The organism is Microbacterium sp. Leaf159 (genome assembly GCF_001423615.1).
Classification (GTDB): Bacteria; Actinomycetota; Actinomycetes; order Actinomycetales; family Microbacteriaceae; genus Microbacterium.
In genome coordinates this window covers 2444044-2456213 of the sequence record NZ_LMOU01000001.1, presented here as the reverse complement: position 1 = coordinate 2456213, position 12170 = coordinate 2444044, and the positions used below count along the sequence as shown (strand labels likewise).

General features: G+C 68.0%; 8 protein-coding genes. 2 read left to right on the top strand and 6 right to left on the bottom strand.

The genetic code is table 11. The features are described from left to right. Nucleotides 1–49: 49 nt before the first annotated feature. Both ASF80_RS11560 and ASF80_RS11555 read right to left on the bottom strand, forming a co-directional pair. Nucleotides 50–646, bottom strand: coding sequence for a cysteine hydrolase family protein (locus ASF80_RS11560; RefSeq protein WP_056310895.1), 597 nt, complete (start codon nucleotides 644–646; stop codon nucleotides 50–52). Continuing rightward, nucleotides 643–1275, bottom strand: coding sequence for a Pr6Pr family membrane protein (locus tag ASF80_RS11555; RefSeq protein WP_157521043.1), 633 nt, complete (start codon nucleotides 1273–1275; stop codon nucleotides 643–645). The genes ASF80_RS11560 and ASF80_RS11555 overlap by 4 nt, the downstream gene beginning before the upstream one ends. Nucleotides 1276–1400: 125 nt before the next feature. Here ASF80_RS11555 and ASF80_RS11550 point away from each other — a divergent pair, with 125 nt between their 5' ends. After that, the gene (locus ASF80_RS11550; protein ID WP_056310891.1) at nucleotides 1401–2198 is read left to right on the top strand and encodes a siderophore-interacting protein; all 798 of its coding nucleotides are present in this window, start codon (nucleotides 1401–1403) and stop codon (nucleotides 2196–2198) included. 14 nt (nucleotides 2199–2212) lie between these two features. Here ASF80_RS11550 and ASF80_RS11545 read toward each other — a convergent pair whose 3' ends face one another. Beyond that, nucleotides 2213–3202, bottom strand: coding sequence for an aldo/keto reductase (locus ASF80_RS11545; RefSeq protein ID WP_056310889.1), 990 nt, complete (start codon nucleotides 3200–3202; stop codon nucleotides 2213–2215). A gap of 211 nt (nucleotides 3203–3413) precedes the next feature. Between ASF80_RS11545 and ASF80_RS11540 the strand changes: the two genes are divergently transcribed. Continuing rightward, entirely contained in the window at nucleotides 3414–9392 is a 5979-nt protein-coding gene (locus ASF80_RS11540) for a DUF5979 domain-containing protein (protein ID WP_157521042.1), read from the top strand. Between the two features lie 2 nt (nucleotides 9393–9394). Here ASF80_RS11540 and ASF80_RS11535 read toward each other — a convergent pair whose 3' ends face one another. The 3 genes from ASF80_RS11535 to ASF80_RS11525 all read right to left on the bottom strand — a co-directional run bounded on the left by ASF80_RS11535 (nucleotide 9395) and on the right by ASF80_RS11525 (nucleotide 12058). Further along, nucleotides 9395–9757: a hypothetical protein gene (locus ASF80_RS11535; protein ID WP_056310884.1), complete on the bottom strand. Its 363-nt coding sequence runs from the start codon at nucleotides 9755–9757 to the stop codon at nucleotides 9395–9397. Between the two features lie 160 nt (nucleotides 9758–9917). Next, complete coding sequence (locus tag ASF80_RS11530) at nucleotides 9918–11249, bottom strand: MFS transporter (protein WP_056310882.1); 1332 nt, start codon at nucleotides 11247–11249, stop codon at nucleotides 9918–9920. Nucleotides 11250–11464: 215 nt separating this feature from the next. Then, entirely contained in the window at nucleotides 11465–12058 is a 594-nt protein-coding gene (locus tag ASF80_RS11525; protein WP_056310880.1) for a PadR family transcriptional regulator, read from the bottom strand. Nucleotides 12059–12170 lie beyond the last annotated feature (112 nt).

Below are 12170 nucleotides of genomic sequence, written 5' to 3'. Positions count from 1 at the left end.
AGCGGATGCGGTCAGCAGCCGCATCCGCTCGTTCCGTCAGCGCCCGAGATCAGCGCCCGAGATCGGCGGCTGTCGGGACGACCGTGGCGTAGAGGTCGGCGATGCCGGCGAGGGCCGCGCGGTGCAACTGCTCTGCGGATACGTCTCCGGCGACCGACGGAAGGCTGCGGGTGGCGGTGGCCGCGGCGACGACGGTCGGCCGGTTGCCGCGCAGGAACGCGCCCCCGGTCGTGTAGGTCACGCACATGTGGGTCATGAACCCGGCGATCACGACGTCTTCGTGGCCTGCGGCGTCGACCAGGTCGCCGAGTTCGGTGCCCACGAACGAGTTCGGCGCCTTCTTGACGACCACGGCCTCGCCGTCTCGCGGAGCGACGCGCTCGTGGATCGCCCCGATGTCCTCGCGGATGTCGTACGCCGATCCGGCGCCGCCGTCGTGCTGCACGTGGATGACCGTCGCCCCTGATTCGCGGGCCTGGGCGAGCAGGTCGGCCGCTGCGTCGAGAGCCGCGTCCCAGCCCTCGAGCTCCATCTCGCCGCGCGTGTAGGTGTTCTGGAAGTCGACGAGCACGACGGTCGAGGTCGCGAGGTTCGCGGGCTGGTCGGCGACGCCGCTGAGTGCGCGGAGGGTGGCGGAGGTGGTCATTCTGAAGGTCCTTTCTCGGTGCGGCGTGACAGGGCATTGCCGACGAGTCGGATCACCAGGGCGAGCACGATGAACGCGACCAGAAGTCCGGCGCAGTATGCGGCGACGCCACCGTATCCGCCGACCGCTGCCGGGTTGAAGAAGGGGTAGCAGTAGAAGCCGGTGATCGCGCCCCGCACGACCGAGTAGACGGTGTAGACCACGGGCACGAGAAGCCAGAGCCATGCGGTGCGCATCGCGAGTCGACGCCTCGGCGGCATCAGCACCCAGTCGATCACGACGACCAACGGCATCAGCATGTGGTGCACGACGTTGGTCCACGGCAGCAGGCCGCCGAGGTCCGCACCCGAGAGCAGCGTGTTGAACACGATGCCGACGAAGGCCATGTAGACGACGGATGCTCCGCGCACCGCCTCCCAGCGCCCACTGCTCTCGCTGCGGCGCAGGATCTTGACCGCACCGACGATGAACACCACGCTCGCGAACATGTTGCTGAGCGTCGTGAAGTAGCTGAAGAAGTTCACGAGGCCGAAGTCGGTCCGGATCGCGATCACGAGCTGCGTCACGACTCCTGCGAGCGAGGCCGCGGCCAGCAGAAGGCGGAGCACGACGGCCACGATTTCTCTCATGCGGCCAGAATACTGGGCGGTTCGCCGGGGGAGGCGTCCAGCGCATTGATCGGAAACCTCGACCCCGCTCCACTGCGCGGCGGGCAGACTGGAGGTGACTTCCTTTCGTGATCTCAGGAGACGCAATGCCGGAACAGCCTCGTCGAACCCCCAGCCAAGCAGTCCTCACCGTCGAGCAGGTGGAGCAGATCAGCCCCGACCTGGTGCGGATCACGGCCGGCGGCGACGGATATGACGACTTCACCGACAACGTCTACACCGACAAGTACGTCAAGATCCTCTTCGCCGACCCGAGCCACGCGCTCACCCCGCCGTACGACCTGGCGCAGCTGCGCGAGGAGAGCCCCGAGAAGCTGCCCACCCGGCGCACCTACACGGTCCGCTCGGCAGACCCGGAGCAGCGCCGACTCGTCATCGACTTCGTGGTGCACGGCGACGAGGGTGTCGCGGGGCCCTGGGCCCGACAGGCGCAGCCGGGCGACACGATCGTCGTCAGCGGTGCCGGCGGCGGCTACGTCCCCGAGTCCGAGCTGCCGTGGCACCTGCTCATCGGCGATCACACGGCGCTGCCCGCGATCTCGTCGGCGATCGAGGCGATGAACGCGGATGCCGTCGGCCACATCGTCCTGACGGTGGCGGATACGGCGGACCGCATCCTTCCCGCCGTCCCCTCGGGCGTGACTCTGCGCTGGACCGAGACCGACGACGAACTGCTCGCCGTTCTCGCCGACCTGCCGTGGGCGGACGGCCATCCGGGCGTCTTCGCGCACGGCGAGCGCGGAACCATCAAAGAGGTCCGTGCCCTGCTCAAGCAGCGCGATGTTCCGCGAGAGCGACTGTCGATCTCGGCGTACTGGGCGCGGGGCCGCGCCGAAGATCAGTTCCAGGCCGAGAAGCGCGAGCCCATCGGCCAAATCGAGTAAAGGTCTTCCGCTCCTCAGAACCCTTCGGGCTCGCGAGGTGTGTACGCGGCCTGCAGCGTCTCCAGCTCAGAATCCTCGAGATGGATGCCGACGGCGGCGACCGCATCGTCGATGTGACTTGCCTTCGTCGCGCCGACGATCGGTGCAGTGACGGCGGACTGCTGCGCGACCCACGCGAGCGCGATCTGCGCGCGGGAGACGCCGCGCGCCTCGGCGACGTGCGCGACCGCATCCACGATCGCTCGATTCGACTCCTCCTCGCGGTGGTAGAGGGTCGCGCCGAAGGCATCCGTCGCGGTGCGCGCGGTCTTCTCGTCCCAGTCGCGCGTGAGCTTGCCGCGCGCCAGGGGCGACCACGGCAGCACGCCGACACCCGAGTCGAGGCAGAAGGGGTGCATCTCGCGCTCCTCCTCGCGCTGCAGCAGGTTGTACTGGTCCTGCATCGAGACGAACCGCGCCCAGCCGTTCTGCTCGGCGGTGTTCTGGGCCTTCGCGAACTGCCAAGCCCACATCGACGAGGCACCGATATACCGGGCCTTGCCCGAGCGGACGACGTCGTTCAGCGCCTCCATCGTCTCTTCGATCGGCGTCTGCGGGTCCCAGCGGTGGATCTGGTACAGATCGACGTGGTCGGTTCCGAGTCGCTTGAGGCTCGCATCGATTCCCGACAGGATGTGCGCACGGCTGAGCCCCGCCTGGTTCGCGCCCGGTCCCATGCGCCCGTGCACCTTGGTCGCGATCACGATCTCGTCGCGCCTCGCGAAGTCGGCGAGCGCCCGGCCGACGAACTCCTCGCTCGTGCCGTCGGAGTACACGTCAGCGGTGTCGAACGTGGTGATACCGGCTTCGAGTGCCTGCCTGATCAGCGGGCGGCTGGTCTCCTCGTCGAGCGACCACCCGTGCGCCCCCCGGTCCGGTGCGCCGAAGCTCATGCATCCGAGCACCACCTTCGAGATCCGGAGTCCCGAGCCGCCGAGCCTCACGCTGTCTGATGTGTCGAGCATCCGAGATCTCCCTCGAGTCGTGGTCTGAGTTCGATGCTCTCACGCGGTGCAGTCGCCCGGCCCACCCCGAGGGGGTGAGAGGCCTTTCACCCGGCCGCAGAGCGCCAATATACTGACTCGGATTGCAGGTGAGCGGGGGGCTTCTTCACCAGTCGTCCGAATCAGTACCGCGCACCGTGATGCTCTGAACGCCCCCGGCAGAAAGATTCCGATGCCTGCTGAAAACCGGTCCGACGTCCCTCCGATGCGCCGATTCGTCGTCGCGCTCATCGCGATCTTCGGTCTGGTTCTCGCCGGGTTCACGCCGGTCGCCGCATATGCCGCCGAGTCGTCGCTGCGTATCGACAAGCGGGTCGATGACCTGCAGGTGCAGGATCAGCTGGCGCCGGGAGACGAGTTCACCTACACGGTCGACCTCTTCTGCGACGACGTCGACTGCGTCAACGTCGTGATGACCGACACGCTCCCCGCCGAGTTCGCCGGGTTCGAGTTCGTCGGCACCTCGGTCAGCCCCGCGGGTCTGCCGCTGACGCGGACCACCGAGGGATGCGTCGAAGAGGGTGGAGTGCCGGTCGAGGTCAGTGCCGACTGCACGGTCACCGTCGCATTCCAGCAGCCGGTCGACGGGGGGATCGGGCTCGAAGCCGGCGGCACGCTGAAGCTGAGTGTGGTGCTGCGCGCGCCGCTGGATCTGCCGGCGGATTGGGAGTACAACGGCGACACCGTCACGAACACGGCGACCGCCGACTGGGACAACGGTCCGGGAGACGTTCCGGCGACGATCCAGGACACCGCGGATGCCGTCGTCACGATCGACACGGTGATCGGCGTCGCGGCGAGCAAGAGTTGGACCCCGGCCTCGCAGCAGTTCGACGCCGGTGACACGTCGACGATCACCATCGGAGCGCAGAACCAGTCGAACGTCAGCGGTGACTCCCTGGTCGTGCAGGAGCCGAGCGGAGCCGCCGACGGCGCGACCGAACTGAGCGCCGACAACCCGTTCCGCATCGTCGACTTCCAGGGCTTCACCGCGTCGACGCTGCCTCCTGACGCGACCACCGTGCAGGTCGACGTCTACACCTTCGACGAGGGAACCGGCACGTGGAGCTGGCAACCGGGCACTCCCGGCGCGACACCGGCTCTTCCCGACGGTGTCGAACCGGACGACGTGGGCGGCATCCGCTTGACGTACGCGGGCGGAGCCATCGCCGGGGATGCCGCGGCCTCCTCCGCGTTCACCGTCGAGCAGCGGGCGACCGATCGCAACACCGACGCGACGCTCGCGACCGGGGCGAGCGTCACCAACAGCATCACCGGAACTATCGAGGCGCCAGGGCAGGAGCCGGTCAGCGACGACGCGACCGCGCCGTTCCAGATCACTCCTCTGACGGTGGCCGTCGCGGCATCGAAGTCGATCACTCCGGCCGAGCTCGCGGCAGGCGGGGAAGCCACGGCAGTCCTCGGCGCCGAGAACACGTCGAACGGACCCGTGCAGAGTCTGACGATCTCCGACCTCGACTTCTTCGACGCCGACATGGTCTTCGGCGGGTTCCCCTCCGGCATCCAGTACCCCGACGGCGCCACCGGAGCCACGATCACCTGGTACATCGACGGTGCCGCGACAGCGCCGGTGCCATTCGCGGACGGAGCGACCCCCGTTCCTCCTGCCGGAGTCGTCACCGGATTCGTGATCGAGTTCACCGGAGACATCCCCGCCGGTGCGGATGCCGAGATCGACACGACCGTGCTGCCCACCCTGGCGCTCGTCAGCGAGGAGGCGCCAGTCGCCTCCCGTACCAACACGATCGATGTCTCGGCGACGAACGACGTCGGCACCGCCGAGGATGACGCCTCAGCCGACATCACCGTCTACTACCCCGAGATCGCGATCAATCTCGAGAAGAACATCACTCCCGGTGGGGCCGTCGAGCCCGGCAACAGTGTCGTCGCCGGTCTGACCGCGACGACGGGCACGGGCGCGGCGCAGGTGTTCCCCACGGAGATCGTCGTCGAGGACAGCTGGCGCGAGGATCAGCCGGACGACTTCTGGAACGCGTTCGACATCGCGGCGATCGCGCCGACCCAGATCCCGCCGAACACGACCCTGACGGTCGAGTACCAGCGCCCGGACGGCAGCTGGGCGACTCTCGCCGTGCAGGCGACCGGGGACACGGCCGAGACCTTCCAGATGAGCCGCGCCGAGTTCAGCGCAGCGCTCACTCCGCCCGACACGTCGTCCGATGTCACCGGCATCCGCTTCACGTTCGACAACCCCGACGGATTCCCCAAGGGCTTCAGCGTCGAGCCGAACGTCGTGTTCGACGCGCGCTCCGACCTCCGAGACGGCAGCGGACCGACAGATCCGCGCGACGAGCCTGAAGACGAGCAGTCGGCGCAGGAGCCCACGATCTACGAGAACGTGGCGACGGCCCAGAGCCATGCCGATGTCACCGGACTGCCCGACGGCATCGACAGCGACCTCGTCGATGCACAGGACACCATCGGCGTCGAGACCCCCGCGACCGGGATCGGCCCCGGCGTCGACGTGAACAAGCGCTGGGTCGAGACCGGGGACAAGACGACGGATGTCGACTTCGTCGACTCGCAGTCGGGGCAGATCGTGTCGACCAGGAATGAATGGCGCACAGGCACCCGCGGCGTCGAATCGCTCACGATCAGCGATCCGTCGACCGCGCCAGGAGCAGATCCGGCGCCTGCGGCATCCACCGTCTTCCAGGCTTTCGACCTCCTGAGCGTCGACCCGATCTCCCTGGCCCAGGATCCGCTGCTCGCCTGGGACGACATCACCGAGGTGTCTCTCTTCGTCGACGGAGCATGGGTGGTGATCCCGGCACCCGGTGGCACGTGGATGGGTGCTGACGGCTTCGTCGGGTACACGCTGACGCCCGAGCAGACCGCCGGTACGACGGGCGTCCGCATCGTCTACGTGCCGGATGATGCGGCCCGCGCGGCGAGCACCGATCCCACGCGTCCGGAACCGGGTTCCGGCCTCGCGACGTCGGCGGTGGGCCAATACCGACCGACGTTCCTCACGTGGGAGCTCCGCAACGTGGTGCGGGATGCCACGGGACTCGACGAGCAGTGGGTCACGGCCGACCAGAGCTTCAACGACTCGACCGACGGAAGCGTCGTGAACACGGTTCGCGGCGACTGGACCACGGCCACCGACACTGGCAGCGACTCCGACAGCGACAACATCGCGCTGATCGATCAGCCTCCGCTCGTGTCCGTGACGAAGACCGCGACGCCGACGACGGTGACGATTCCCGAGTCGGCCGACGTCGCGCCCGAGAGCTACCCGAACGTCGTCTTCCGTCTCGACGCGCGCAACGACAGCACGGCGCGCGCCTCGTACCTGCGTGTGACGGATCCGCTCACCTGCGAACCGGGCGCGACGGCCGAGTGCCTCACAGCCGCCGACGCCTGGGACTCCGACCCGTTCGCGGACGCCGAGTACGACCCGATCACCAACCCCTACGAGCAGCTGACCGTGCAGGCGCTGGCGTTCACTCTGCCCGCCGATCAGGTCGACCGCGAGGCCTCGATCGTGACCCTGTGGGACCGCGCCGATGACGGCACGCTCTCGACTCGCACGCTCTCGATCACGGCGGCCGAAGCGCTCGCCGCGGCCGATCTGACGAGCGTCGTCGGCATCAGCGTCGTCTACCAGGGCACGGATCCTGCGACAGACGGAGGCAGCATCGAAGCGGGAGCGACACTGCGGCTCGACGTGACGACCCAGGTGCGCCAGTACGAGCGAACGGATGCCGAGGAACTCGTGCAGCCCGGCCAGGTCGACAACACCGTGATCGGGCAGTCGTACGACCCGGTGCTCGAGCCCTCGGGGCCGGCGTCGGTGCCCGGCGACACCGATGGCGCGAGCGTGCAGCTGATCAGTGCGCTGCTCGACGTGACGCTCGCCAAGACGATCGCCCCTGACTCGCTCATCGAGAGCGAGCTGGAGACGCCGGTCAGGGTGACGCTCGACGCCACCGACGGGGAGTCGACCGCGTCTTCGCAGCAGGTCACGATCACCGATCAGGATGCCGACTTCTGGAACACGGTCCGGCTGGCCGATGCTCCGAACGTCGCGGTCGCGCTGCCCGCCGGCGCCGATCAGGTGCGCATCGACGCCCTGGTCGGATCCACCTGGATCGAGGGCACTTACGACGCGACGGCAGTGCTCCCGGCGGTGGCCGCCGCCGATGTCGTCGGCGTTCGCGCGACCTTCCGCAACGCATCCGGTGCGATCTTCTCGAACGACGCTCCGCCCGCCGACTGGACGGCGCAGCTGGCGTTCGACGTGCTCGTGCTCGAGACGCAGCGTGACGGCACGGCTCTCGCGCTTCCTGCCGAGGTGCCGAACACCGCGTCGGTCGTGAGCGAGCGTCTCGACGGTCTGTATGCCGCCGTCGACGAGGAGGCGGATGCCACCCTCGCACTCGAACCGGGAACCCACCGGATGGATGTCGTGAAGACGCAACCGGGCACGAGCCACGTCGTAGGCATCGGCAGCAGCCTGCCGTGGACGCTCACGTTCACCAACACCGGCACCGGATTCCTGACGGTCGACGATCTCGTCGACACGCTGCCCGAGTTCCTGGAGTGGGACTTCTCGACCCCGACCTATGTGACCTCCGACGGCGGCACGCTGTCGACCGACGTCACCGCGACCGCCGACGACACGGGCAAGGTCATCACCTTCGCGTGGCCGGAGGGTGGCGACCGGATGTCGCCGGGTGAGGTCTTCACGATCACCATGAACCTCTCGCTTCTGCCGGGTCTCAGCCTCGAGGACTTCACCACGAACACGTTCGTCGTGACCACCGACGAGACGCTCGATGCCTGCACCAACACGTCGGGCAACGGTGAGGGCACTGTCGCGGGGCTCGATGACGACCAGTGCGGCACGACGAACTACGTGCAGCCTCAGCCGGGCGGATCGCTGTCGGCGACGAAGTACGTCAAGGGTGAGATCGACGGCGACCTCGTCGACGGTCAGGTCAATCTGAACAACCCGTCGGCGGCCTGCCCGCTCGACGCCGACGGCTACACCCGCACCCCGTGCGCCGCCTACACCGCGGTCGGAGCCACCGATGATTGGAAGCTGTCGGTGCTCAACAGCGGAACGGTCGGATTCCCGACGGTGTCGATCGTCGATCCGCTCCCGCGCCTCGGTGACCGGATGCTGGCCACGGGCAGCCCCCGCAACACGACCTTCGCCCCGGTGCTCATCGCGGAGTCGCTTGCTGCGAACTCGCTGCCGGCCGGCGCGACGCTGACGCTCGACGTCACGACCAGCGCCTCTCCCTGCACGGGAACAGGCACGGGCTCGGCCTGGTTCGGGGATCTCCTCTGCGACACCACGGCGACGTGGACCCCGGTGCTCTCCTATGCGGGGGCGTGGGAGGACGTGACGGGCATGCGAGTCACCATCGACTTCCGCGGCACTGCCGCCGGGTCCTTCGCCCCGGGCGAGCGCCTCGCTTTGCACTACGAGACCCGGAACGAGCCGGAGTCGGCGGCATACCCGGATCTGGCCCCGATCACGGTGCCCGACGCGGGCGGCGTCGCCTGGAACCAGATGGGCGCCGTCGGCACGGATGCCGGGGGGCGCGAGTACTCCGTGGCGCCGGTGCAGGCGGGCGTCACGCTGCTGAACGGTGATCTCGGGGTCGAGAAGGTGCTCGAGGGCGCCGTCGCTCAGGCCCCGGCGGCTTTCGAGTTCCGGGTCGAGTGCACCGTGGCGGGGGTCGCTCTGGTGCTCCCGGACGACGGCATCGTCACGGTGACGTCTGAGGGCGGGCTGCAGCAGCGGCTCGATGACCTGCCGCTCGGATCCGAGTGCATCGTCTCCGAGCAGGGGGCGGTGGGAGCGTACGGCGAGGATTCCCGTCGAGACGACGTGCAGACTGTCGAGATCCGAACGCCGAACGCCGACGGTGACGAGATCCCGACCGTGCAGACAGCGTCGATCACCAACGTGTACGTCATCCCGCCGGTCGATCCGCCCGTCGATCCGCCCGCAGGGGGCGGCGGCCTTCCGGGCACCGGTGGCGACGGGTCGCAGGCCGCAGCCCTCGCCGCTCTCGCGACCCTGCTGCTTCTGCTGGGTGCTGCCTTCGTGACCACTCGACGTCGTCGAGGGGTGGATGCTCCGACGGTCTGAAGTCAGGCGTCGACGGTTGCGGCCTTCGCCGCCAGGGCCTTCTCGCGTCCGCGCTTGCAGATCCACGTCATGGCGTAGGCGACGATGAGCGCGCCCACGATGTACAGCGTGATCCAGAGTCCGCCGTTCGGGTCGAGGGCGAACTGCACGGACTCGTCGGCCTGCGAGTTCTTGCGCCCGCCGCCGAGCACGAGGAACCAGAACAGGCCGAACAGCAGTGAGGCGATCGTCGCGAGCCAGGCGAAGAATCCGCCGACCGAGTAGCGGCGGAAGGCGGTGAGCAGCACGGCGAGGAACAGCACGAGGATGTGCCCGCCGACGATGGCGAGGAACGCGGGATCGGCGGCAGCTGCGGCGAAGTCCATGGGGAGCCTTTCGAGGAGTCGTACGTCGCGCATCCGAGTCGGCTGCGCGTCCTTCTCCTAAGACGAGAGCACCCGCGGGAGTGTGACAGACCCGCGCGGCGAAGGGCCGGACCCGCCGGGTCCGGCCCTTCGCTCAGGCTCCGAGATCAACCGGCGAGAGTCACGATGCCTCGGCGGCCAGGCGGTTCGCGATCAGGTCGTCGATGCGCTGGCGGTCGCGCGGGTAGAAGCGGTAGAGCAGCCCCAGGAAGGCCGCGTTCACCAGCATCAGCACGACCAGGATCCACAGGAACACCGCCTGCAGGCTGAACGCGTCGGCGAGCACGCCGGCGACGAAAGTGAACGCCGCCCACCCGATCACCTCGAAGATCGTCAGGTAGATGACGAAGCCCTGCGCACGGAGCTCCGGCGGCATGACCGACATCAGGATGGGGCGGTTGACTCCCGGGTTGAGCCCCTGCGTGAGCCCCATGAGTCCCCAGAACGCCGCATAGAAAGCGATCGAGGCGACATCGAACTGCGTGGCGAAGAACGCGACCACGGCGAACAGCACCTGGGCAGCCTGCAGGAAGGCGACGCGCGAGTTGGGTCCGCCGCGACGATCGAGCGCCGAGACGATGAACCCGCCGCCGACCGTTCCGAGGAAGTATCCGATGCCGAACGGCAGCGCGACGATGGCCGCGACCGCGATGTCGAACCCGCGCTCGGTCACGAGGAACTGCACACCGAACACGGCGATCAGCAGGTGACCGGAGAGCAGACGCGATCCCATCATCACGCTGAACGTCGGGATCTTCATGAGTGCGATCGAGTCCTTCAGGCGCGGCCGCGCATACTCGATCCTGTTCGCCTGGGAACCGTAGTCGGATGCTCCGACCTCCGGCTCCTTGAAGAGGGCGAGAACCAGGAATCCGGTGAGGATGAGCAGTGCACCCACGCCCCAGAATCCCCAGCGCCACCCGGAATCCCAGAGCGACAGCAGACCGATGACGGGGCCGATGAACGAGCTCAGGATGGCGGAGATGCCGTAGAGCATGCCGACCGCGCGCCCCCGGGAGCGGTCGTCGAAAGAGTCGGCGATCACCGCGTTGGTGATCGGTGTGAGGCCGATCACGGCGCCGGCCTGCAGGGTCTGCAGCACGAGCAGCAGCAGGAAGTTCTCCGCGAAGCCGGAGGCGATCGCGAGCGCACCGCTCACCAGGGTGCTGACGAAGATCGCCTGGCGCCGGGTGGTGCGGTTCGCATACCAGACCCAGAACGGTCCGAACGGGACCCCGACGAGGCGGCCCAGGGTCGAGAGCAGCCCGAGTTCGGTGTTGCCGAGACCGAGCGACTTCGCGATGGCGGGGAAGAGCGTCGTCGTGAGACTGCCCTCACCGCTCTCGACGACGGTGACCCCGATCAGAGTCGAGAGGTTGCGCCAGCGCCCCGTGACCTTCGTCGGTCGGGGCGAGGCGGTCGGGTCCGCCGACACCGTGGTGGCCGTGTTCATGTGAGTCCCTTTCGTCATTGAAATGGTCGACTGCGTGTGCGTCAAGTCATTACACAAGTGGAATGGACACATACTCCACTAGTGGAATGCTTGATGTCAACAGTCCGAGATCATCGAAGAGCGCACCACGGTGATCGGTGCGGCCTCGAGCGGGCTGCGGGGATGCGCGGATGCCACGATGCCGCCGAGAGTCGGCGACCGGGTGGGGAGGAGGGTCAGCGCGTGGTGGTCGACGGCGTCGACGGCGTCGGCAGCGTGCCATCGAGGAGCTCTCGACGGAGCTCCTCGAGCTGGGCGATGTGCAGGTCGATCTGCTGCGTGCCGTTCAGGTGCAGGCGCTCACCCACGGCGGCGGCCAGTGCGCGGTCGAACTCGATGGTCGTGCCGTCGGCGATCGAACGATCGCGGAACCGGTACTTCGCCACCTGCTCGCGGCGGGCATCGAGTTCGGTCTCGACGAGTGCGATCAGCTTCTCGGCGGTCAGGTAGCCGGCGAAGCCCAGGCGTGCCGCGAACTCCGGGTCCTGGAATCGACTCGGCGGAGAGTAAGGGCCTTCGAGCCAGTCGCGGAACACCGTCATGCCCTCGGGGGTGACGCGATAGATCTTGGCGTTCTGCGCTCCGGGGCGCTCGTCGATCGCGTATGCCACCCAGCCGCGGTCCGTCATCGAGCTGAGTGACCGGTAGACCTGACTCATCGTGGTGTTCGACCGGAGGAAGCGCCCATGCGTGTCGAGGAACTTCTTGATCTCGTAGCCGGTGCGGGGCAGCTCGCCGAGGAGTCCGAGGAGGAGGTGCTCTAGCTTCATTGATCCGGTCCGGCCGAGGGTGGGGAAACCCTCGAAGAATGACACAAGTGCTATGACCTGTCAACGCGAGGCGGCGTTGACAGCATCCCCGGCTCATGGGAGAGTGGCCACA